The following is a 23,736-nucleotide window of genomic DNA, read 5'->3' as shown; positions in this document are numbered from 1 at the left end:
ATATTTACCCCTTGCGAGTAAGGGTATCGGGTCGGGGTTAGTTCTTGTGACGACGATTCTGTACAAACAGCTCTTCAATTTCATGTTTTGGCTGCGGGCGATAAAAATGGAATCCTTGAATCGCATTACATTGAAGGTTAGAGAGCAGGGTCGCTTGCTGGTGGGTTTCCACCCCCTCGGCAACGACAGTTAAGTCGAGCGACTTACCCAGATTAATGATGTTTTCAATCACAGTGACTTGTTTCGGTAGTGTGTCGATATCATTAATAAAAGCGCGGTCGATTTTTAGCTCGTCAATAGGAAAACGCGCTAAGTAGGAAAGAGAAGAGTAGCCGGTACCAAAGTCATCGATAGAGAGAGCGAAGCCAAGCTTTTTAATCGCATTCAACATTTGCAGTGTATGTTCGCTATCACTCATCACGGCACTTTCGGTTAGCTCGAAGGTAATGCAGCTTGGATCAAGCTCGGTAGTGCGAAGCAGCTTTTCCATAAAGTCGATCAGCTGTGGGTTGCCAAATTGCTCGGGAGAGAGGTTGATGGCGACACGGCCTGGCAGTATGCCTTGTTGCTTCCAACGTTTTACCGTATTGAAAACATCACGCATCACGACACGTCCAAGGTGTTCTATTAACCCAGCGCGCTCGGCGACAGGAATGAATGAGCCAGGACTAATGTACCCTTCGACTGGATGCTTCCAACGAACGAGCGCTTCTGCGCCGTTGATACTGAAGTCTCGCGCGTTAACCTTAGGTTGATACCACACTTCCAAACCGTTCTGCTGCAATGCTTTTTGCAGTTCAATTTCAAGCCACAAACGCATACGCGCTTCTTTGTTCATTTGATCGTTAAATTTGATCAGACGATTTCTACCACGATCTTTGGCTTCATACATCGCAGTATCGGCATTTTGTAGTAGGATTCGCGCATCTTGTCCGTCTTCAGGGTATCGAACGCTACCAATTGAACACGCAAGGCGTTTACTGAAGTGGTGCAAGTCGAAAGGTTGGTTGATCAACGAGATAATGCGATCGGACAAAATTTCAGCCATGCGGGTGTTTTCTGGCTCCGGCAGAATGACGCCAAACTCATCGCCACCCAAATGACCAATAATCGCTTGGTTTGGCAGTAACCGTTTAAGACGGGCCGATACCTCTTGAATCACTTTATCGCCAATATGATGACCAAGTGAGTCATTAATGTTTTTGAAGTTATCGATATCCAAATAGAACACCAGAAGCGGTGTTTGCTTTTTGATCAGCTGTTCCAAACGTTTGGTGAAGCCAAAGCGGTTGTAGAGTTTGGTGAGCGAGTCAATGTGTATGTCTTCATTCGATGCAGAAGACAGGTTTTTGGGCGCATCATCAGCATCTTGGATTAGGATAATTTGAGATTCGCTACCTAATATCGCCGTGGAATCCGCGTGTAGCTGAACTTTCCGTTCAAAGCCGCATCTTGCACTGGTTAAGCAGACAAAAGGTTTGTCAGAAATTAATGTACTCAATCGATGACTAAATACCTTTTTACTGTTTTCATCGATGAATAAACGACTTAGCTCTTCGCCCAACAATTCATGAGGAGAGTTAAGTCCGAGAAGGCGCGCTGATGCGGGGTTCGCAGAGATGACAATATCATCTTCGATAAGCAGTAAGCCGTCTGGTAGCAGTTGTGTTAACTTCGCAAACTTACTTTCGGACTCTTCTAAGGAGCGAACGAGTATCTGCTTTTCTGAAGTATCGACAGCGTGAAAAACAACAAAGCGAATGTCGTTACCTTCAAAAACTGGCGAAAGACTAAAGTGAAGACTGGTTTCAAGGTCGGTTTCATCGAGCGTGATTTCGGCTTCGACATGTGCCCCTTTGAACGCGCGCTGATAGTATGGTGCAAGCTTCTTATAAAACTGTTCACCCAGCACTTGGCAATCGTTTAAGCCGACGATTTCCTCATGACTTAAACCTGCGATATCGCAGTAACGGTCACTTACCATTCGATAATTGTGTTTTTTATCAAGAATGGCAAAGAAGAAAGGGCTATTTGAGGTTAGCGTGGCAAACCAATGTTTTAATTGCTGGGAAGGCATTAGGGTATTACCGATCTCCAATGAGCCAGATTATTCGTCCGTGTATAAAAAGCGACACCCTGATAAGCCTGCGGCGATCTACCACCAAGCCAAAGTGTTACTTGCCATTAAAGGGCTCGCGGTTTTAGCTGTGCAGTCGACAATCACATGGATACGCTCAGATAACTATAACTTTGAAAATACGGTTGTAAAAGTGTTTATCCACCTGTTCGCATCAATAATACACGTAAGTTCAAAAAAAGAAGCGTTAGTGAGCAATAAACCACCAATCTAAAATAAGCACTTTATTGATACATAACAGTAATCTCATCGCCACGATTGCTTAATATAAGCAACCTAATGACAAAGTAACGGATAATGAACGTGTTAAACAAGATTCGCAGTCAACTAGTAAAGAACGCAGCTAATATTTTGCGTTCTCCAGTCCAGTTATTACCACAGCCAATTCAGCAAAAAGCGTTGCTAGAAGGGCTAAAAATGGTGTTTAAAGAAGCCTTGGAAGATGGTGACTTTGAGTTCCTTGAAGACAAGTGGTTAAAAGTTGCGATTAAAGACTTGAACTTAGCATGGTACATCAGCTATCAAGACGAAAAATTGGTGGTAGCTGAAAAACCAGTTCAGGAAGATGTGAGTTTTAGTGGTAATCTAAACGACCTAGTACTGATTGCTGGTCGTAAAGAAGACCCTGACACACTGTTCTTCCAACGTCGCCTTTCAATTGAAGGTGATACTGAGCTTGGCTTAGAAGTGAAAAACTTAATGGACAGTGTCGACTTAGAGCAGTTACCGAAAGCAATGCAAGTCGCTTTGAATCAATTGGCTGATTTTGTTCAGAAAGGAGTTCAAGCGCCTGCACAACCAACCGGAGTAGCGAATGCTTATTCGAACTGAAGCCCCAGCGGACATTCTTACCATTGACCGCTTATTGAAACACGCCTTCCCGACGGAAGCTGAAGCTGAGCTTGTGATGCGTTTGCGCGAAAACAGCAAATTCACGCTTTCCTTAGTCGCGTGTACAGATGAGGGAGAGGTGATAGGCCATGCTTTATTTAGCCCTGTGACCTTAAATGGTGAAGATTTGTCATGGCAAGGGCTAGCGCCATTAGCTGTTCATGAAGATTACCGTCGCCAAGGCATCGCTGCAGAGTTGATCAAAGAAGGTTTTGATTCACTGCGTGATTTTGGTTACCCAGTGTGTGTGGTGTTGGGCGATCCTGATTATTACGCGCGCCAGGGTTTTCAATCATGCGACGAGATGGGCTTTGAATGTGCTTGGGATGTCCCTAAAGGTGCATTTCGAGTCGCAGAGTTGGTCGAAGGTCAATGTGCTGGACGCTCCGGACGCATAGACTATGCGCCAGAGTTCTCTGAACTGTAAATGAAAGAAGCCCACGACTAAGTGGGCTTCTTTCTTATTCACTGAAAACTGAGATAGGGAGGTTAGGATGACTGGTTACTTTTCTTTTTGCCCCAGACCTCTATTTTCGCTTTTTTACTTACCCCTAGCAGGCTAAGTTTTGTGCTTCCCCAGCTACTGTAAGTCATTTCAATCCGTTTTAGCTTGGCTTCTTTTGTACCTGGAAGGCTCCAGGCACGAGTCGACAATCCGCTTGTTAGTACGCCCATAGAGGAAAGCTTTTTCTCACTACCATCTGTCATGACGACTTTTAAACCATTCATGTCTACCGTTCCTTGCACACATTTTAGTTTTATTTTACTGAAGCTTCGGTTTCGGAATAGGCTATTTGGTGTCACGGTATCTGTTTCTGTGTGAAAGTTAACGGTTTTCGTTGCAATCAGCTCCCACTCATCGCTGTTATTAGCAAAAACACTCATGCTGGTGGCGGCTACCAGTGTGCAAAGTAGTAGCGTATTTAAGAATTTCATAATGTACCTTATATGTCATACCCAATGTGTGGCCGTTGGCAAAACGCTATGTTAAGGAATATCCAAATCATCTCATTGTGTTCAGGTGTTCCTTGAAGTCCTTTAGGTATAATCGCGATAATTTGATAGGATTGCCCTCGTTCAAATAGGTGACGGAAAATGTCAATTAACGAGAAACAGTATTTACGTGAAATGGGGATCAGCACATGGGAGCTGGTACACCCTGAAAGACTGGAAGGCTATCAATCGCCATTATTGGATTTGCAAAGTTCATGTAAACTCCTATTGGTATCGCCAATATGTCCAGAAAACGAGACGGCATTGATGTTTGAGCGCGTATTAAAAAGCATTAAGCTCACGCTTGATGATGCGCTACACCTAGAGCCTGAGCGCTTATCCATGCTGGGTGAACATCAGCTAGAGTGGGTGTGGTTTGCAGGCTGTGAGGCTGATAAAAGCATCAAGGCAAAGCACCTGACCTCGCCACTATTACAAGATATTGATGGTAATAACGAACAGCGCCGCGCATTGTGGCAACAAATCTGTTCGTACTCTTAACGGAGCTAATGCGTGACAATTGAAATTACGCCGATGCGTGCAGAGCACCTCGACCAAGTTTGGCAAATCGAGCAGCAAGCACATTCTCACCCTTGGGCCGAATCTTTGGTTCGTGACTTATCCAGTCGCGGTGCTTGCCACCATGTGATGCTGGAAGGCTCTCAAGTGGTTGGTTACTTCTATGGACAGAATATTGTTGGAGAAGTGACACTATTAAATATTGCAGTAGCGCCTTCTCAACAGGGCAGAGGGCTAGGGCAAAAATTGCTGGACGCGTTTATTGAACACTGTGAACAAGCCAAAGCAGAGAGTGCTTGGTTAGAAGTGCGTGAAAGTAATCACCCAGCTATCCATATTTATGAGCAAGCAGGTTTTAATGAAGTGGACCGTCGTTACAACTATTACCCAGCTAAATCGGGAAATGGTAAGGAAGACGCCATTATCATGAGTTACTTATTTTTGAGTTAGTTTTAGGCCGTTACTAATTACCTCATCAACACTTATGCTTTAAATGCGTATCCGGATTCGAGGCTTTTGAATATGTAATAATAATTTTTTGAATTTTTACATCTCTTTGTGTGGAGCTGGCTTTCCCTCGTTAGTTGCAGGTAAAGGCTGGTGAGCCGAGTAAATTCAGTTCATGTCTTTCCAGTTTGCTAGCACAGCGATAATAAGCGAGAATACCGCACAATATCGAATAGTAGATATGCTTGCCTATTTTGTGAGCATGAAAGTAATTTAGAAGATTAACTAATGTCAAATCCCCTTTTTTTAGGCGAAGTGTCTAAGCGCAGAACGTTCGCTATTATTTCTCACCCGGATGCGGGTAAAACCACCATTACTGAAAAAGTCCTTTTATTCGGAAACGCGATCCAAAAAGCAGGTACGGTTAAAGGTCGTGGTAACGCACAGCACGCAAAATCAGACTGGATGGAAATGGAAAAAGAACGTGGTATCTCGGTAACCACTTCTGTAATGCAGTTCCCTTACAATGACTGTCTGGTAAACCTACTTGATACGCCTGGACACGAAGACTTCTCGGAAGATACATACCGTACGTTAACGGCAGTAGACTCGTGTTTGATGGTTATCGATGCGGCGAAAGGTGTCGAGGATCGTACACGTAAGCTGATGGAAGTAACGCGTCTGCGTGACACGCCAATCGTAACCTTCATGAACAAACTTGACCGTGACGTTCGTGATCCAATGGAAGTATTGGACGAGGTAGAAAACGAGTTGGGCATGATGTGTGCACCAATTACATGGCCAATCGGCTGTGGTAAAGAATTTAAAGGTGTGTACCACATTCACCGTGATGAAACGATTTTATACGAATCAGGTCACGGTCATGAGATTCAAGAAGTTCGAATCATCAAAGGTCTCGATAACCCAGAGCTTGATGAAAAAGTTGGTGCAGGCCTTGCGGAAAGTGTTCGAGAAGAGCTTGAGCTTGTCATGGGTGCTTGCCCTGAGTTTGATTTGGAAATGTTCCTAACCGGTGATCTTACGCCAGTTTACTTCGGTACTGCATTAGGTAACTTTGGTGTGGATCATATGCTAGACGGTCTAACTGAATGGGCTCCAGCGCCGAAAACTCGTCAAGCGGTTGAACGTGAAGTTGAAGCGACTGAAGAGAAGTTCTCTGGTTTCGTATTTAAGATCCAAGCGAATATGGACCCAAAACACCGCGACCGTATCGCATTCATGCGTATTGTATCGGGCACTTACACGCAAGGTATGAAGATGAACCACGTTCGTCTTGGCAAGCAAGTGAGTATCTCTGATGCAGTAACCTTTATGGCTGGTGACCGTGCACGTGCAGAACACGCTTACGCCGGTGACATCATTGGTCTACATAACCACGGCACTATTCAGATTGGTGATACCTTTACTCAAGGTGAATCACTGAAGTTCTCTGGTATTCCGAACTTCGCTCCGGAATTATTCCGTCGTATTCGCCTGAAAGATCCACTAAAGCAGAAGCAGCTTCTCAAAGGTTTGGTTCAGCTATCAGAAGAAGGTGCGGTACAGGTATTCCGTCCTCTACAGAACAACGATCTGATCGTTGGTGCCGTTGGTGTACTTCAGTTTGATGTTGTTGTGGCTCGTTTGAAGTCTGAGTATAACGTTGAAGCGATTTATGAAGGCATTAACGTTGCAACTGCGCGTTGGGTTGAGTGTGGTGATGCGAAGAAACTGGATGAGTTCCAACGCAAGAATCAAGCGAACTTAGCATTGGATGGTGGTGATAACCTAACGTATATCGCTCCAACAATGGTTAACTTAAACTTAGCGAAAGAGCGTTTCCCTGACGTTGATTTCCGTGCGACGCGTGAGCACTAATTTGGCGCGGTTAGGGTAAGCCGTAACGCAAACTAGATTTTAAAACGCCCTTGGCTATAAACTTAGCCAAGGGCGTTTTTATATAAGGATAAGATATGAATTGGTTTAAACGTGGGCTAAAGCGTTACGACAACTGGTGTAAAGAGATGGGGCTAACTCCCGATCAGAAACGCAGTTGTGTCCCATATCGAAAAGACCCTGCCCATCAAACTGAAGAGAAGAGTGAAGCCCAACGATCTCCTGATTTTCTGCCCGCAGATACAGATAAAAAGCGTCAAGATGAAGCTCTTTGATACGCACTGCCACTTTGATTTTGATGTGTTTCAAGATGACTTTGCGCATCAACTTGAGCTTGCTCAAACGCAAGGCGTCGCAAGAATTTTGATTCCTTCCGTCGGTCCGCAAAACTGGGCTCGTATTCAAACTTTGGCAGAGCAACATGCCAATTTGTATTATGCGCTCGGCTTTCATCCGTATTTTCTTGAAGATAACTTTGAGCTGCACCTTACAGAACTAGAAGGCTATCTAAATCAAAAAGGGCCACAGTGCGTGGCAATAGGAGAGTGTGGTTTAGATTTTGCCATTGATGTTGACCCACAGTTGCAAGAAAAGACACTTGAAGTTCAATTTGAGCTGGCTAGACGCTTCGAGCTCCCAGTTATTTTACATAGCCGAAAAGCGCACAATCGCCTCATTCAAATGGTGAAAGCGGCGAATCTCCCTAGAGGAGGTGTGCTACACGCTTTTTCTGGGAGTTATCAGCAAGCCATGGAGTGGGTCAAATTAGGTTTTTTTATCGGTGTAGGAGGAACGATTACCTACCCAAGAGCTAAGAAAACACGCGACGCAATTCAAAAATTACCACTCGAAAACCTAGTAATCGAAACAGACGCACCAGATATGCCTATACTTGGATATCAAGGGGAGTCAAATCACCCAGCCAAACTCATTCACGTCTTTAATGAGCTCGTAGAGTTGCATAACGGCCGAAAGCAATCGATTGCCTCTCAACTGTGGAAAAATAGCAATTTTGCTTTCTCGATATGTGAATAAAATCTAAAGATGTGGTTTGAAATCGAAAACGTTTTCCTGCTTATTGTGAATTAACTCACAAAGCTGGTTGAATCAATCATGAATCTTATAGGAAAGTGTGAGGCTGGCATTACTTTAATTGATTCTGCATGAGTATAATTGCCCCCGCTTTATAGCTCCATTTTGTAACACGCCAATAAATAACTTATAAGGAAGTCATAAACTATGAGCCTGTTTATGAGCCTAATCGGTATGGTAGTGCTTCTTGCGATTGCAGTGGCATTTTCTAACAACCGAAAAGCTATCAACTTTAGAACTGTGGGTGGCGCATTCGCTATCCAATTCGCATTAGGTGCATTTGTTCTGTATGTACCTTGGGGCCGTGATCTACTAAACGGTTTCTCTTCAGGTGTTTCTAACGTTATCAACTACGGTAACGATGGTTCATCATTCCTGTTCGGTGGTCTTGTTTCTGACAAGATGTTCGAAGTATTCGGCGGCGGCGGTTTCATCTTCGCATTCCGTGTTCTTCCTACACTGATCTTCTTCTCTGCACTGATTTCAGTTCTTTACTACATTGGCGTTATGCAATGGGTTATCAAGATTCTTGGTGGCGCACTACAAAAAGCGCTAGGCACTTCTCGTGCGGAATCAATGTCAGCGGCAGCTAACATTTTCGTAGGTCAAACTGAGGCACCTCTAGTTGTTCGCCCATTCGTTCCAAAAATGACTCAATCAGAGCTATTCGCGGTAATGTGTGGTGGTCTAGCTTCTGTTGCTGGTGGTGTACTAGCTGGTTACGCATCTATGGGTGTTCCACTAGAGTACCTAGTTGCGGCATCATTCATGGCAGCACCAGGTGGTCTACTGTTCGCTAAAATCCTTCACCCAGAGACTGACCAGCCTCACGAAAGTATCGAAGAAGCGATGGACGGCGGTGACGACAAACCAGTTAACGTAATCGACGCAGCTGCGGGCGGTGCGGCTTCTGGTCTACAACTTGCGCTTAACGTAGGTGCAATGCTAATCGCATTCGTTGGTCTAATCGCGCTAATCAACGGTATGCTAGGTGGCATCGGTGGTTGGTTCGGCATGCCAGAACTAACACTAGAGCTAATCCTAGGTTACGCGTTCTCTCCACTAGCATTCCTAATCGGTGTTCCATGGGCAGAAGCTGTAACAGCTGGTTCATTCATCGGTCAGAAAATCGTAGTGAACGAATTCGTTGCTTACTTGAACTTCACACCATATCTAGGTGAAAACGCTCAAGTAATCGCGGCAACTGGTGAAGTAATGTCTGAGAAGACAACAGCTATCATCTCATTCGCACTATGTGGTTTCGCGAACCTTTCTTCTATCGCGATTCTACTTGGTGGTCTAGGTAGCCTTGCACCAAACCGTCGTAGTGACATCGCTCGCATGGGTGTTAAAGCAGTTCTTGCAGGTACGTTGTCTAACCTTATGGCAGCGACAATTGCAGGCTTCTGCTTAAGCCTTGCAGCACTATAATTAGAATCGGTTCTTAATATATAGACGCCGTTTTACATCATGCCCTGTAGCAAGAGATTGCTGCGGGGCATTTTTCGTTTTTCGGGCTCCAAAATTTCATCGGGTGTTTGCCTTAGTCGAGGTATTACGCAGTCAATGGAATAGGGGCTAGGAAATTTTGAGATACAAACCGTTTGCGCTCTATTTGGTGCTACAGTTTTGCGGTGAAACTCTATAATGTATTAATCACAGGATAGTGGTTAAGCTTGATTCTTAATCACGTAATGAATATTACATAATCGATGGGCAAATGAATTGCCCTGCAATATCAGATCTAATAGGCGTTTTGCTTTGTGATGTGATATTAAAGACACCGCAATCATAGATTGTTGTGCCATAGGCCAAACTGGTACTGTGCGGTGACAAGGATAGCAATTGGCATATGATAAATTTTCGCTGTATATGCCGAGTCTTCAGGGAACCAAGTCCGTTCATTAATAGACTGTTTAGCCATTTACTCACATTGTCTCGACTTGTTGATTATAGTTAAAGACGTGATGTAAGGCTGAGTAGTGAATTTTTTGAATATTGATCGGAGATAGAAATGAGCGATTTAAAAGCAGCAGCGCTACGTGCACTTAAACTTATGGACCTAACTACGTTGAATGACGATGACACTGATGCAAAAGTGATCTCACTATGTCATGACGCGAAAACAGCAGTAGGCAACACAGCTGCAATTTGTATTTACCCTCGCTTTATTCCTATTGCTAAGAAGACACTTCGTGAGCAAGGTACGCCAGAGGTTCGTATTGCAACAGTAACGAACTTCCCACATGGTAACGACGACATTGAAATCGCAGTTGCTGAAACAAAAGCGGCGGTTGCTTACGGTGCAGACGAAGTTGACGTAGTTTTTCCTTACCGCGCGCTAATGGCGGGTGATGAGAAAGTAGGCTTCGAACTAGTTAAGCAATGTAAAGAAGCTTGTGGTGACATTCTTCTTAAAGTGATCATCGAAACAGGTGAACTAAAAGAAGAAGCACTAATCAAGAAAGCATCTCAAATCTGTATTGAAGCAGGTGCTGACTTCATTAAAACTTCAACTGGTAAAGTGCCAGTAAACGCAACACCAGAATACGCTCGCATGATGCTTGAAGTTATTCGCGACATGGGTGTTGCAGAAACTGTTGGTTTCAAACCAGCAGGTGGTGTGCGCACTGCTGAAGACGCAGCAGCATACCTAGCAATGGCTGACGAAATCCTAGGTGACAACTGGGTTGATGCTCGTCACTACCGTTTTGGTGCGTCTAGCCTGCTAACCAACCTACTAAATACATTAGAAGTATCGGACGACGTCGCTGATCCAACAGCGTACTAATTCCAATAATACGTCTGAACGGTAGCACCTAAACGGGTGCTACCAAACCTCTTCTATCCTACTACAACCATGGCTCAAAAGAGCTTGGGAGGCACTAATGTATTTACCACAAGAAATCATTCGTAAAAAACGTGACGGCGAAGTCCTAACCGCCGATGAAATCAACTTCTTTATTCAAGGCGTAGCGAACAACACGGTATCTGAAGGTCAGATTGCGGCGTTTGCTATGACGATTTTCTTTAATGAAATGACCATGGATGAGCGCATCGCCTTAACGTGTGCAATGCGTGATTCGGGCATGGTTATCGACTGGAGCCACATGAATTTCGGTGGTCCAATTGTCGACAAACACTCAACCGGTGGTGTGGGTGACGTAACTTCTTTAATGCTTGGCCCAATGGTGGCAGCGTGTGGCGGTTTCGTACCTATGATCTCTGGCCGCGGTCTTGGTCATACAGGCGGTACGCTGGATAAACTTGAATCTATTCCTGGTTACAACATTACGCCGAGCAACGATGTTTTTGGTCAAGTAACCAAAGACGCTGGTGTGGCGATCATCGGTCAAACTGGTGACCTTGCTCCTGCGGATAAGCGTGTTTACGCGACTCGTGATATTACCGCAACGGTAGACAATATCTCCCTGATTACGGCGTCGATCCTTTCTAAGAAACTGGCGGCGGGTCTGGAATCGCTAGTGATGGACGTAAAAGTGGGTTCAGGTGCATTTATGCCAACTTACGAAGCGTCTGAAGAGCTAGCAAAATCAATCGTTGCGGTAGCAAACGGTGCTGGCACTAAGACTACGGCAATTCTTACGGACATGAATCAAGTATTGGCGTCTTCAGCGGGTAACGCGGTAGAAGTTCGTGAAGCGGTTCGTTTCTTAACAGGTGAATACCGTAACCCTCGTCTACTTGAAGTGACCATGTCTTCATGTGCTGAAATGTTAGTACTTGGCAAGCTTGCTGAGAACACAGAAGACGCACGCGCAAAACTGATGGAAGTGCTGGATAACGGCAAAGCAGCTGAGTGCTTCGGCAAGATGGTTGCTGGCTTAGGCGGCCCTGCGGACTTCGTAGAAAACTACGACAACTACTTAGAAAAAGCAGAAATCATCAAGCCAGTTTACGCAACAGAAACGGGCATTGTCTCTGCAATGGATACACGTGCTATCGGCATGGCTGTGGTTGCTATGGGTGGTGGTCGTCGAGTCGCTACTGATGAAATCGACTACGCAGTTGGTTTCGACGAGTTCATCCGCCTAGGTGAGGTCGCAGACAGTGATAAACCTCTTGCGGTCATCCACGCTCGCACTGAAGAGCAATGGGAAGAAGCGGCAAAAGCACTGCGCAGTGCAATCAAAGTAGGTGGTGAATACACACCAACTCCAGAGGTTTACCGCCAAATTCGTGCAGAAGATATCTAATAGAACAAGTAATTACACAAGGCCTACTCAACCATAATAAAAAGCCGAGTGGGCCTAAGGAACGAGCAATGAAAAGAGCATTTATTTTAGTACTAGACTCATTCGGTATCGGTGCAACTGCCGACGCTAAAGAATTTGGTGATGTAGGTTCAGACACACTAGGTCACATCGCTGACCAATGTGAAAAAGGCTTAGCAGATAACGACAATCGCCAAGGTGCACTTCGCCTTCCAAATCTATCGAAACTTGGTTTGGCAATGGCGCATAAAGAATCGACAGGTCGCTTCGCACCTGGACTAGACACAGACGCTGAAATCATTGGTGCATACGGTCATGCAGCAGAGCTTTCTTCAGGTAAAGACACGCCGTCTGGTCACTGGGAAATCGCAGGTGTTCCTGTTCTGTTTGACTGGGGTTACTTCACTGACAAAGCAAACAGCTTCCCGAAAGAATTGACTGACCGCATTCTTGAGCGTGCGGGGCTTGACGGTTTCCTAGGTAACTGTCACGCGTCTGGTACTCAAGTTCTTGACGATCTTGGTGAAGAGCACATGAAGACTGGCAAACCAATCTTCTACACGTCTGCTGACTCTGTATTCCAAATCGCATGTCACGAAGAGACTTTCGGTCTAGACCGTCTACTAGAGCTTTGCCAAATCGCACGTGAAGAGCTAGAAGATTACAACATTGGTCGTGTTATCGCGCGCCCATTCGTTGGTGCTGGTAAAGGTCAATTTGAGCGTACAGGTAATCGTCGTGATCTTTCTGTAGAGCCACCATCAGCAACGGTTCTTCAGAAGCTCGTTGATGAGAAGCAAGGCAACGTGGTTTCTATTGGTAAGATTGCTGATATCTACGCAAACTGCGGCATCACTAAGAAAGTGAAAGCGACAGGTATCCCTGCATTGTTCGAAGCAACGCTAGAGCAAATCAAAGAAGCGGGCGACAACACGATCGTATTCACTAACTTTGTAGACTTCGACTCAGCTTACGGTCACCGTCGTGACGTAGCGGGTTACGCAGCGGCACTTGAGTACTTCGATGGTCGTATCAACGAAGTGCTAGAGATTATGGAAGAAGACGATGTGCTTATCCTAACGGCAGACCACGGCTGTGACCCAACATGGCCAGGCACTGACCATACTCGTGAGCACATCCCAGTATTGGTTTATGGTCAAAAAGTACCAGCTGGTTCTCTTGGCCGCCGCGAAACATTCGCAGATATCGGTCAAACATTGGCAAGTTACTTCGGTACTTCTCCAATGGATTACGGTAAGAACTTCCTATAATTAGTTAGGTTTTTGAAAACTAGGAGCTTGATTGCTCCTAGTTTTATGTTTGCAGTATGTAAATGCTGCTTGTCGGAAATGAGAATACTCTGGCTTATATCGCCTTAAGCGCGGAGCGCTAGAGAAAGGTTAAGGAAAAGAAAATGGCAACTCCACATATCAATGCTGAAATGGGTGCATTTGCAGACGTCGTACTGATGCCTGGTGATCCACTACGTGCAAAATACATCGCAGAGACTTTCCTTGAAGATGTCGTTCAAGTGTGTGACGTTCGTAATATGTTTGGTTACACAGGTACATACAAAGGCCGTAAGATCTCGGTAATGGGCCACGGTATGGGTATCCCATCATGCTCGATTTACGCGACTGAACTAATCAAAGACTTCGGCGTGAAGAAAATCATCCGTGTTGGCAGCTGTGGCGCAGTGAATGAAGACATCAAAGTGCGTGATGTTGTGATCGGCATGGGTGCATGTACTGACTCTAAAGTGAACCGTATCCGCTTTAAAGGTCATGACTTCGCGGCAATCGCAGACTACAACATGGTTCGTGCGGCAGAAGACGCTGCAAAAGCTCGCGGTATTGACGTTAAAGTTGGTAACCTATTCTCAGCAGAGCTTTTCTACACGCCAGATCCAGAAATGTTCGATGTAATGGACAAGTACGGCATTGTTGGTGTTGAAATGGAAGCGGCTGGTATTTACGGTGTTGCGGCAGAATACGGTGCAAAAGCTCTGACAATCTGTACGGTTTCTGATCATATCAAGACTGGCGAACAGACTACATCTGACGAGCGTCAAACGACATTCAACGACATGATGCTAATCGCACTAGATTCAGTATTGCTTGGTGACGAAGAGTAAGCGACGAAGAGTCATTCTATTTTTCGCTCTCAAGAGCTAAAAAAACAGCCCGCACATTACGGGCTGTTTTTATATGAGTTGTTAGCGCTACCTAGTTACTTGGTTAGCAGCAGGTTTGGCGCTTTTTTACGACGTATCGGTTGTCGACGTAAAATCAAGATGAACAACATACCACAGACAAAGCTCATTAAGACCATCATGTACATATAACGATCGCTCTTGCGATAGTGGTGGTCAGAAATAGCCGTCACCCGGCCCGTCTCAAAGGTCACGCGAACAAAACCGATAAGCGCACCATCTGCAAAAACTGGTTCAACCAACTGCTGGCGACCAATGGAAGCTGTTGCCAAAGGCGTATCCAGGCCAAGAACTTCGCGTACCGATAATGCCTCTTCACTAGACGCTAAACGTACACCCTGTGCATCGTAGATTGTTGCATCAAACACTAAACGGTCTTGTGCTAGCTGGTTTGTTAGCTGAAGTAATCGTTCTTGATCTTTAGTTAAAATCATCTCACTGGCAGAAAGAGACGCCTGTGAAATCAAAACTTTGGTGAGTGTTTCAAGCTGTTGTGCTTGAATTTTCTCATTACCCTTACTGATCACAACACTGTTTTTTATTGTGATAAACAACATCACACACAGTAGGATTAGTGCCAGAATTCTTAGGGCATTCCTTACTGAGAACAAAGATTCACTCATGCTCTTTACTCATCCATTTAAAATAAAACAAAGACTTGCCTTTTTAGTTTGTTGAGGTAACGTTTTAGCAAAGTCATAAGGGATTATATACATGGACGCGTCAAAAAGCTTGCCTATCAGAAAACATACGACACTTTTAAAACGATTACCCGAGACTCGATTTGCCTCCCAATTAGATAAAGCAAAAGCAAACTGGATCGTATTTGCTGAGTACCTTTCGCCAAGTCACTTCGAAGACATTGATTTCTTCACCGGCTTTTACAACCCGATACTAGAAACGTGGAAAGTTGGCCAATATGAAGTAGCCCTGATGGCCGGAGAGTTGACTCCTCAACATGAAACGATCTTACAAAGTCTCAACCTAGATTACGCCTCGCTTAATGAAGTGCCCGATCTATCAACCCAAGGGTTGATTGTATTTGATATGGATTCAACGGCGATCCAGATAGAGTGTATTGATGAAATCGCGAAACTGGCAGGAGTAGGGGATGAGGTCGCTGAAGTCACTGAACGTGCCATGCAAGGTGAGCTGGATTTTGAGCAAAGTTTACGTCAGCGAGTTGGTAAGCTCAAAGGTGCCGATGAATCAATTCTTGAACAAGTTCGTTCCCAGTTACCATTCATGCCGGACTTTGAAGCGCTAATTGCGACGTTGAAAGCCTTGGGCTGGAAAACAGCGATTGCTTCCGGTGGTTTTACTTACTTCTCTGATTACATCAAAGATAAAGTCGACTTAGATTTTGCTCGCTCCAATCAATTAGAAATTATTGACGGCAAACTCACGGGTAACGTACTTGGTGATGTGGTAACGGCGCAGATGAAGTCTGACATTCTAGTGGAACTGGCGGATGAATATGAAATTGAGCAGCACAACACGGTTGCTGTCGGTGATGGCGCTAATGATCTTGTGATGATGTCGGTGGCAGGATTAGGGATTGCGTATCACGCAAAACCAAAAGTGGAAGCTCAAGCGCAATCTGCGATTCGCTTTGCTGGGTTGGGCGGTGTGCTCTGTATTTTATCTGGCGCATTGGTGAAGCAGCAAAAGGTTAGCTGGAAAGCTAAACCTTAACCATCCATTCAAAAACACCGCCAGAAAGGCGGTGTTTTTTTTCAATTTGGTATGACTTTGAATTTACTCGGTTAACTCCAATCTAATTACAACCTCTTCAGTAATGTCTTCAAATTCACTGTAACCAACGAGCGCCGTCAACTCTTTTTCTAACTTGCTCGCTTGATGTACACCAAATTGGGTTAAGTCACTTAAATCTTGTTGCAGTAATGATGTCATCGGATCGAAAATTGGTGCAGTAGAAAGGCGAAGCACGTAAAAGTCACCCATCATTCGCGCTTTCTTTATAAATTGAATCCGCTCTTTTACGCTGTTGAACTCTTGATGAAGCTTTGACTCAATGCCTGTAATTTTATTGCCTACTTTTGCGGCGCTTATGTAGATATCCTGATGTCTGGCTTGAGCACCTTCTACACGTTTTATTGGCTCTGCGATTAATGTGCTTGTCCGGCCTTTAAAGATAGGTTCAAGTGACAACAGTTGGTCATGCCCAAGACGGGCAAAAAGCTCAATGTGTTTAGGTAGCGGCAAGTTCACCCCGATAACGGGGGTTTTGATTGAAGATGACGTACTCTTACTGATAAAAATGGGCGTGCTCAGCGTACGCGAGAGCAACATGCAGTGTAGCCTTTCAAGTAGAGCATTACTTGGTAGCGTCTCTTTTTGCGGGATTAGCTTGTCTTGATTGTGCTCGATAATGCTGTTGAAAAAAGCGATTACCTTCATGGTTTGGCTGCTTTCATCAATAACTAGCTGCACGCTACAACCGTCTGGGCTTACACGAATTACTCGGTATGGCACCGACATTAACGGCAATTTTTTATCGTAGAGTTGTAATTCTCGAAAGTTGATTCTTACCTCTTGCCCAGAACGTAACATCGTGGGCTCACTTAGCCTAATTCCGAGTCCTCGTTTGGAAAGGTCAACAGTACTGCCGCCTGTTTTAGTTTGTCCTGAGTACAACTCTAAAGGTGTTTTAAAACGATAACGAGGCTCTTTTCGACGAGACTTTGCATCAAAATAAATGCCCTTTGGATTGCCGATAACTCTTCTCGGATGGCGAAACGCGTTTAATGTATTAGCGGGTAAGCGCGGCTTTTCAGTTAGCAGGTAATCCTGCCCTGACTTTTCGTCAGCAATTTCTTGCAAAATACCAATATGAGTCAGTGATTGAGACGTTTCTGCCAACTCTGGAGAGAATGCTGCTAGGTCTTCCTGTTCTTGCTCTGATAGTTCAAAGATTGAAATTCTAAAGGCGCGCCAACTCTCTCGTTTGCCACCTAAATGCCAAAATAGCTGGCGCTGTTCGCGAGTTGCTTCTGGGCGAAACATCGAATAGAAATAGGTTCGATTCTCGTGCTCGTGAGTAAATGAATAAAGGACATTGGTTGTTCCTTTAACACCAGGCTTAATGAGTGACGCGATGCGTTGCTCGTTGAATAAGGAACCAAACATTTGCTGGTTTCTCTCATCGTGCCAGTATTGCCAAAGCTTTTGATTGTTTGGCGTTAACATTGCTAATTTTAGGTCACTACCATCAAAGAATAGAGGCAAGCTGCTAGTGTGCTTTAGTGCGATGTGCTCATAACCGCGAGTTCGAGCTCGAATAATCTTGTCTTGATTGTCGTGACGAGCCCTTTTAGCAGCACTGTTGAGCGCTTCATCTATCACTCTGGTGACGACATTGGTGTCAGTTAAGCGTATGGTTCTGAGGTATCGAACTGAGTCATTTTCGTAACAGTCATCAACCGCGAGTATGCGGTATGCAAGCGGTTTCTCTATACCTGCAACGTTAGATTTGCTGGCAAATTCAGTAAACGTGACCTGAATAATTTCCCCAAGGTTATATTTAAATGCGCTCGGGACTTTGAACTTTGCGCCAGAGCTAGATAAATCAATGCTTAATCCATGAAGAAGCTGTCCTTTAGAACGGCAAATTTCAACTTGAGATTGGACTTTCAAGCGTTTTTCTTGGCGCTTTAAATCGTAGCCTAGGTGAACGGGTTCTGCTAAGAACGGGCTTTTAGGATCCGTTAACGATTGCGTTTTTTGCTGAGTAAGGCGCTTGCTCATTACGCGAAAGTTATTTCGCGTGTTGACCAATGCTTCCCACATTCCTTCCGTGTAGCAGCCAAACTTTTTGATGTTTTTATGGTAAGCGTTGAAAGCAACATCATCCAACCAATGTGGAATACCATCCAAAATATACTCGCGACATTCGCCTTGAACGCGACCTCGCAAATCAATGCTTTTTTTGCATGGAGCCATTAAGCGGTTAAGTTCCATTTTAACCAAAATTTTGGCCGAAGGCGGCTCTTCCTCGGTCAGTTGGCCAAGGACAAAGTCAAAGTCATTCGTACCGTAAACGGGAATGAGTCGTTCTGCGAGCGAGAGAATTTCAGATTGCTGCATTATTTCTGTTAGAGTATGTAGTTACTTTAAATTGTATCGGCTAAGCGAAGTAATACTTAAGTATATCAATAGTTCATTTCAGTTCAGGTCTGACTTGGCTGTGCTTAGTCACATTTGTAGAAAAAATTGAGGCATCATGGCGAAAGCAAAACGAGCGTATGTTTGTAATGATTGTGGCGCGGACTTTCCCCGTTGGCAGGGGCAGTGTAACGCATGTGGTGCATGGAATACGATAACAGAAGTACGTATCGCAGCATCGCCAACCGTTGCTCGCAATGAACGCTTAAGCGGCTACGCTGGTTCCGCAACAGAAGCTACGGTTCAAACGCTATCCGAAATTGATCTGCAAGAAGTACCTCGCTTCACCAGTGGGTTTAAAGAGCTTGACCGCGTGTTGGGTGGTGGTGTTGTGCCAGGTGCCGCAATTTTGATTGGTGGTAACCCTGGTGCAGGTAAATCAACCCTTCTGTTGCAAACCATGTGTAGTTTATCTGCGCAAATGCCAACGCTTTACGTAACCGGTGAAGAGTCATTACAGCAGGTGGCAATGCGTGCTTCCCGATTGGGCTTGCCGAAAGATCATTTAAAAATGCTATCGGAAACGAACGTCGACAAAATTTGCCAAATCGCCGAAAAAGAGCAGCCTCGTATAATGGTAATAGACTCGATTCAGGTGATGCACGTTTCTGATGTTCAATCGTCGCCTGGCAGTGTTGCTCAGGTACGTGAATCTGCGACGGCTCTGACACGATACGCAAAACAGAATAATGTTGCGGTATTTATTGTTGGTCACGTAACAAAAGATGGTACCCTTGCGGGCCCCAAAGTTCTTGAACACATTATCGACTGTTCGGTACTACTCGATGGTGGAACGGATAGCCGATTCCGCACTTTGCGTAGTCATAAAAACCGTTTTGGCGCTGTGAATGAGCTTGGTGTCTTTGCAATGACAGGCCAAGGATTGAAAGAAGTGAGTAACCCATCAGCGATCTTCCTTTCTCGTGGTGAAGAAGAAACATCAGGCTCTTCCGTCATGGTGGTTTGGGAAGGCACGCGCCCTCTGCTAGTAGAGATTCAAGCGCTGGTGGATTACTCGCAGTTAGCCAACCCTCGTCGTGTTGCGGTCGGCTTGGAGCAGAACCGCCTATCACTTTTGCTCGCTGTGTTGCATAAGCATGGTGGCTTACAAATGGCAGACCAAGATGTCTTTGTTAATGTGGTTGGCGGTGTTAAGGTGACGGAGACGAGCGCTGATCTTGCTTTAGTTATGGCGCTTTTATCGAGTTTTCGTGACCGTCCACTCCCTAAAGATGTAGTGATTTTTGGTGAGGTAGGGCTTGCGGGCGAAATCCGTCCAGTGCCAAGTGGGCAAGAGCGTTTGAATGAAGCGTTCAAACATGGTTTCAAGAAAGCCATCGTGCCAGCAGCCAACATGCCGAAAGGTGGCATCCCTGGCATGCAAATTCACGGCGTTAAGAAATTGTCGGAAGCTATAGAGGCTTTTGACGAGCTGTAATGCTCATAAGAATGGTATTTGTGCAATCACAAACTGTTCTATTCGTCCTCAATAAAATGCGAATAAAGTACATAAATTGCTGTGTTTGACTATGCTTTGGGGACGGAAATTTCACGTTAAAATTTTTTTTCTTCCATCCGCACGCAAGGGTATCAGTATTGACAGAATGTGATATACTCTGCGCGCACTTTATACCTTATTAACAGAGTAAGACAATGACTGATTTATCAAAATACAGAAACATTGGTATTTTTGCTCACGTAGACGCGGGTAAAACTACCTCTACAGAGCGTATCCTAAAGCTAACTGGTAAGATCCATAAGATCGGTGACACTCACGACGGTTCAACTACTACTGACTTCATGGAGCAGGAAGCTGAGCGTGGTATCACAATCCAGTCTGCAGCAACAACTTGTTTCTGGAACGATCACCGTCTAAACATCATCGATACTCCTGGACACGTTGACTTCACTATCGAAGTTTACCGTTCTCTAAAAGTACTTGACGGTGGTATCGGTGTATTCTGTGGTTCTGGTGGTGTTGAGCCTCAGTCAGAAACTAACTGGCGTTACGCTGACGAATCACACGTATCACGTCTGATCTTCGTTAACAAACTAGACCGTATGGGCGCAGATTTCTACAAAGTTGTAGATCAAGTACAGAACGTACTAGGTGCTACACCTCTAGTTATGACTCTACCTATCGGTATCGAAGAAGATTTCGTAGGTGTTGTAGACGTACTAAGCCAACAAGCTTACGTATGGGATGAGTCTGGCCAACCAGAGAACTACGAAGTTCAAGATATTCCAGCAGACATGGTAGAAAAAGCTGCTGAATACCGTGAAATGCTAATCGAAACTGCTCTAGAGCAAGACGAAGATCTAATGATGGCTTACCTAGAAGAAGGCGAAGAGCCATCTCTAGAAGACATCAAACGTTGTATCCGTAAAGGTACTCGTGATCTAGCATTCTTCCCAACTTACTGTGGTTCAGCGTACAAGAACAAAGGTATCCAACTTATTCTTGACGCGGTAATTGATTACCTACCATCTCCAACAGAAGTTGATCCACAGCCTCTAACTGATTCAGAGACTGGTGAGCCAACTGGTGAAGTTGCGACTGTATCTGCAGACGAGCCACTACGTGCTCTTGCATTTAAGATTATGGATGACCGCTTCGGTGCTCTAACCTTTATCCGCATCTACTCTGGTAAGATGAAGAAAGGTGACACAATCCTTAACTCTGCAACTGGTAAAACAGAGCGTATCGGCCGTATGGTTGAGATGCACGCGGACGAGCGTAACGAGATCGATTCAGCACAAGCTGGTGACATCATCGCTGTAGTTGGTATGAAGAACGTTCAAACTGGTCACACTCTATGTGATCCTAAGCACGAATGTACTCTTGAGCCAATGATCTTCCCAGATCCAGTAATCTCTATCGCAGTTAAGCCTAAAGATAAAGGCGGTTCTGAGAAGATGGGTATCGCGATCGGTAAAATGGTTGCAGAAGATCCATCATTCCAAGTTGAGACTGATGAAGATTCAGGCGAAACTATCCTGAAAGGTATGGGTGAACTTCACCTAGACATCAAGGTAGATATCCTTAAGCGTACTTACGGCGTTGAGCTAGAAGTTGGTGCTCCACAGGTTGCTTACCGTGAAACTATCACTCAAGCAATCGAAGATAGCTACACGCACAAGAAACAGTCTGGTGGTTCTGGTCAGTTCGGTAAGATCGATTACCGCATCAAACCAGGTGAGCCAAACTCTGGCTTCACGTTCAAATCAACAGTTGTTGGTGGTAACGTACCTAAAGAATTCTGGCCTGCAGTTGAGAAAGGCTTTGCGTCAATGATGGAGCACGGTGTTCTAGCTGGCTTCCCTACTCTAGACGTTGAAGTTGAACTATTCGACGGTGGTTTCCACGCAGTTGACTCTTCAGCTATCGCTTACGAAATCGCAGCGAAAGGTGCATTCCGTCAGTCTATGCCTAAAGCTGGCGCGCAACTTCTTGAGCCAATCATGAAAGTTGACGTGTTCACTCCAGAAGATCACGTTGGTGACGTAATCGGTGACCTTAACCGTCGTCGTGGTATGATCAAAGACCAACAAGCAGCGTCTACTGGCGTACGTATCAAGGGTGATGTACCTCTATCAGAAATGTTTGGTTACATCGGTACTCTACGTACTATGACTTCTGGTCGTGGTCAGTTCTCTATGGAGTTCTCACACTACGCACCATGTCCAACAAACGTTGCAGAGCAAGTAATTGCTGACGTTAAAGAGCGTAACGCTAAGAAGTAATTCTTAAGTTAACTCTATAACTTGAAAGCCCCGCTTAGTGCGGGGCTTTTTGTATTTAGCAGTCTTATACGCAGAGCGTGTTTGTTTTATTCCTATTTAGCGTTTGTTATGATGCCGTTCTAGTACTGTTGCCTTTTAGGTCAATGGTCTTAAAGTCTGGTACCACTGACTTTTCAAATATTTCTATTTCTTCCTTCAACCATTGCGCAAACAATTGAGCTTTAGGTCTTTTTAAGTAGCCTTTTGGCGCACACAAGTAATACGCAAAGTTGGGCTTGATAGCGATATCTCCAATTCGGACCAATTTGCCAGAACGAAAATATTGATGAGCTAAACTGTGTTTTACTAATGCCACGCCTTGAAGTGATAGTGCAGCCTCAAGCACGAGATGTGATCCACTGTATTTTAAGGTAGGCTTTGCTGCGCAGTGACCCAAGGTTGCTAACCACATATTCCAATCAAGATCAGGCCAAACATCTTCAATCAGCTCAGCTTTGCTTAAATCCTCGATGTTATAGATCCCGTGCTCTTTCTGGTACACCGGATGACAAGCTGGATAAAAAGCTTCGTCCATTAGCCATTGTGATTCTAAATTGGGGTACTTTCCTAAACCGTAACGAACACATAAATCTATCTGGCTATCTTGAAAAGACACCAAATCATTGGTTGGTTCTAATAGCAAGGCGATATCAGGGTGACGCTGACGAAAAGCCGTAATTTTCGGGACTAACCAATGATGAGCGAAAGAGGGGAGTGTTGATATCGAAAGGTGGTTCGGGTTTGGATCTTGATTGACTAATCTTACCCCTTGCTGCAAATGAGCAAACCCTCTTTCTGCCTGACTAAACAGTAGCTCTCCCTCTGGTGTGAGCACGATTTTTCTGTGCTGACGAACAAATAGGTCCGTGCCTAAGAACTCTTCTAAATGACGAATTTGCTGACTAATGGCCGCTGGCGTAACAAACAGTTCTTTTGCTGCCGTTTTAAAGCTTCCTTCCTTTGCTGCAACGAAAAAGTAATACAAGCTTTGTAAGGGAGGCATTCGATCTTTCACATTAGTTTTCCTTAACTCTATGGCAGATTCTATCGTTTGAGGTTATCAGCGTAGTCGCTGATTATTAAGTGGTCAACATTGTATAGGGATCTTTGAAATGGAAAACATGACACACACTTGTGAGCGTACTATACCTACTGCCCATCAGAGCGGGTTACAGTTAATTTATTCTAAACTGGCGGCTTGGAGAAGGAACTATAAGACACGTCGTCACTTGAGAGAGTTACCAAAGCACCTTTGGGACGATATTGGATTAGGTGAAAGGGAGATTAGTTGTGAAGTGAGTAAGCCATTCTGGAGAGAGTAGTCTATGAGTTTGATTCAAGCTCAA

General features: G+C 44.8%; 22 protein-coding genes. 16 read left to right on the top strand and 6 right to left on the bottom strand.

The annotated features are described in order from the left end of the window. Window positions 1–37: 37 nt before the first annotated feature. Entirely contained in the window at window positions 38–2,077 is a 2,040-nt protein-coding gene (locus tag IQP38_RS24625; protein WP_005380112.1) for a bifunctional diguanylate cyclase/phosphodiesterase, read from the bottom strand. 363 nt (window positions 2,078–2,440) lie between these two features. Between IQP38_RS24625 and ubiT the strand changes: the two genes are divergently transcribed. Together ubiT and IQP38_RS24615 are read left to right on the top strand one after the other, a co-directional pair. Then, complete coding sequence (ubiT, locus tag IQP38_RS24620) at window positions 2,441–2,968, top strand: ubiquinone anaerobic biosynthesis accessory factor UbiT (RefSeq protein ID WP_005394645.1); 528 nt, start codon at window positions 2,441–2,443, stop codon at window positions 2,966–2,968. Beyond that, on the top strand, window positions 2,952–3,455 hold the full coding sequence (locus tag IQP38_RS24615) for a GNAT family N-acetyltransferase (protein ID WP_005380119.1): 504 nt from the start codon (window positions 2,952–2,954) through the stop codon (window positions 3,453–3,455). Before ubiT ends, IQP38_RS24615 begins: the two co-directional genes overlap by 17 nt. 62 nt (window positions 3,456–3,517) lie before the next feature. On the opposite strand, the gene IQP38_RS24610 is transcribed toward IQP38_RS24615, so the two are convergent. Next, the gene (locus IQP38_RS24610) at window positions 3,518–3,964 is read right to left on the bottom strand and encodes a hypothetical protein (RefSeq protein WP_017635886.1); all 447 of its coding nucleotides are present in this window, start codon (window positions 3,962–3,964) and stop codon (window positions 3,518–3,520) included. A gap of 159 nt (window positions 3,965–4,123) precedes the next feature. Here IQP38_RS24610 and IQP38_RS24605 point away from each other — a divergent pair, with 159 nt between their 5' ends. From IQP38_RS24605 to IQP38_RS24580, 6 genes are all read left to right on the top strand, one after another. Beyond that, window positions 4,124–4,522 (top strand): DNA polymerase III subunit psi, encoded by a 399-nt coding sequence (locus tag IQP38_RS24605; protein WP_017635885.1) that lies wholly within the window; start codon window positions 4,124–4,126, stop codon window positions 4,520–4,522. Between the two features lie 12 nt (window positions 4,523–4,534). After that, complete coding sequence (gene rimI, locus IQP38_RS24600; protein WP_005386430.1) at window positions 4,535–4,990, top strand: ribosomal protein S18-alanine N-acetyltransferase; 456 nt, start codon at window positions 4,535–4,537, stop codon at window positions 4,988–4,990. Between the two features lie 285 nt (window positions 4,991–5,275). Beyond that, the gene (gene prfC, locus IQP38_RS24595) at window positions 5,276–6,865 is read left to right on the top strand and encodes a peptide chain release factor 3 (RefSeq protein WP_005380123.1); all 1,590 of its coding nucleotides are present in this window, start codon (window positions 5,276–5,278) and stop codon (window positions 6,863–6,865) included. A gap of 95 nt (window positions 6,866–6,960) precedes the next feature. After that, complete coding sequence (locus IQP38_RS24590) at window positions 6,961–7,158, top strand: DUF5363 family protein (protein WP_017635884.1); 198 nt, start codon at window positions 6,961–6,963, stop codon at window positions 7,156–7,158. Next, window positions 7,145–7,918: a TatD family hydrolase gene (locus IQP38_RS24585; RefSeq protein WP_193838116.1), complete on the top strand. Its 774-nt coding sequence runs from the start codon at window positions 7,145–7,147 to the stop codon at window positions 7,916–7,918. The genes IQP38_RS24590 and IQP38_RS24585 overlap by 14 nt, the downstream gene beginning before the upstream one ends. A 204-nt stretch (window positions 7,919–8,122) precedes the next feature. After that, on the top strand, window positions 8,123–9,406 hold the full coding sequence (locus tag IQP38_RS24580) for a NupC/NupG family nucleoside CNT transporter (RefSeq protein WP_005380131.1): 1,284 nt from the start codon (window positions 8,123–8,125) through the stop codon (window positions 9,404–9,406). Window positions 9,407–9,764: 358 nt separating this feature from the next. Here IQP38_RS24580 and IQP38_RS26925 read toward each other — a convergent pair whose 3' ends face one another. Then, entirely contained in the window at window positions 9,765–9,899 is a 135-nt protein-coding gene (locus IQP38_RS26925; protein WP_005391675.1) for a hypothetical protein, read from the bottom strand. A gap of 90 nt (window positions 9,900–9,989) precedes the next feature. Here IQP38_RS26925 and deoC point away from each other — a divergent pair, with 90 nt between their 5' ends. From deoC to deoD, 4 genes are all read left to right on the top strand, one after another. Beyond that, window positions 9,990–10,766, top strand: coding sequence for a deoxyribose-phosphate aldolase (gene deoC, locus IQP38_RS24575; protein ID WP_005380133.1), 777 nt, complete (start codon window positions 9,990–9,992; stop codon window positions 10,764–10,766). A 97-nt stretch (window positions 10,767–10,863) separates the two neighbouring features. Further along, window positions 10,864–12,192: a thymidine phosphorylase gene (deoA, locus tag IQP38_RS24570; RefSeq protein ID WP_136976650.1), complete on the top strand. Its 1,329-nt coding sequence runs from the start codon at window positions 10,864–10,866 to the stop codon at window positions 12,190–12,192. A gap of 68 nt (window positions 12,193–12,260) precedes the next feature. Beyond that, window positions 12,261–13,481, top strand: coding sequence for a phosphopentomutase (locus IQP38_RS24565; protein WP_017635882.1), 1,221 nt, complete (start codon window positions 12,261–12,263; stop codon window positions 13,479–13,481). Between the two features lie 143 nt (window positions 13,482–13,624). After that, window positions 13,625–14,344, top strand: coding sequence for a purine-nucleoside phosphorylase (deoD, locus tag IQP38_RS24560; protein ID WP_005380140.1), 720 nt, complete (start codon window positions 13,625–13,627; stop codon window positions 14,342–14,344). A gap of 95 nt (window positions 14,345–14,439) precedes the next feature. Here the strand turns inward: deoD and IQP38_RS24555 are convergent, their stop codons facing one another. After that, window positions 14,440–15,045 carry a YtjB family periplasmic protein gene (locus IQP38_RS24555; protein WP_005391677.1) on the bottom strand — a complete coding sequence of 202 codons (606 nt, stop codon included), beginning with the start codon at window positions 15,043–15,045 and terminating at the stop codon, window positions 14,440–14,442. A gap of 91 nt (window positions 15,046–15,136) precedes the next feature. Here IQP38_RS24555 and serB point away from each other — a divergent pair, with 91 nt between their 5' ends. Beyond that, on the top strand, window positions 15,137–16,117 hold the full coding sequence (gene serB / locus IQP38_RS24550) for a phosphoserine phosphatase (RefSeq protein WP_005386439.1): 981 nt from the start codon (window positions 15,137–15,139) through the stop codon (window positions 16,115–16,117). A gap of 63 nt (window positions 16,118–16,180) precedes the next feature. Here serB and IQP38_RS24545 read toward each other — a convergent pair whose 3' ends face one another. Next, on the bottom strand, window positions 16,181–18,529 hold the full coding sequence (locus IQP38_RS24545; protein WP_017635880.1) for a PilZ domain-containing protein: 2,349 nt from the start codon (window positions 18,527–18,529) through the stop codon (window positions 16,181–16,183). 136 nt (window positions 18,530–18,665) lie between these two features. Here IQP38_RS24545 and radA point away from each other — a divergent pair, with 136 nt between their 5' ends. Together radA and fusA are read left to right on the top strand one after the other, a co-directional pair. Further along, window positions 18,666–20,045, top strand: coding sequence for a DNA repair protein RadA (radA, locus tag IQP38_RS24540; protein ID WP_005386443.1), 1,380 nt, complete (start codon window positions 18,666–18,668; stop codon window positions 20,043–20,045). Between the two features lie 215 nt (window positions 20,046–20,260). Then, window positions 20,261–22,351, top strand: a complete 2,091-nt coding sequence (gene fusA, locus IQP38_RS24535; protein WP_005386444.1) for an elongation factor G — start codon at window positions 20,261–20,263, stop codon at window positions 22,349–22,351. 106 nt (window positions 22,352–22,457) lie between these two features. Here the strand turns inward: fusA and IQP38_RS24530 are convergent, their stop codons facing one another. After that, window positions 22,458–23,405, bottom strand: coding sequence for a LysR substrate-binding domain-containing protein (locus tag IQP38_RS24530; RefSeq protein WP_005380154.1), 948 nt, complete (start codon window positions 23,403–23,405; stop codon window positions 22,458–22,460). Between the two features lie 97 nt (window positions 23,406–23,502). Between IQP38_RS24530 and IQP38_RS24525 the strand changes: the two genes are divergently transcribed. Then, a complete protein-coding gene (locus IQP38_RS24525) occupies window positions 23,503–23,712 on the top strand; it encodes a DUF1127 domain-containing protein (protein ID WP_005380156.1) in 210 nt (69 codons plus the stop codon). Window positions 23,713–23,736: the final 24 nt, after the last annotated feature.

Origin of the sequence: Vibrio sp. OPT41 (assembly GCF_015163595.1) — a bacterium.
Classification (GTDB): Bacteria; Pseudomonadota; Gammaproteobacteria; order Enterobacterales; family Vibrionaceae; genus Vibrio; species Vibrio alginolyticus.
This window is presented reverse-complemented; position numbering and strand designations above follow the sequence as displayed.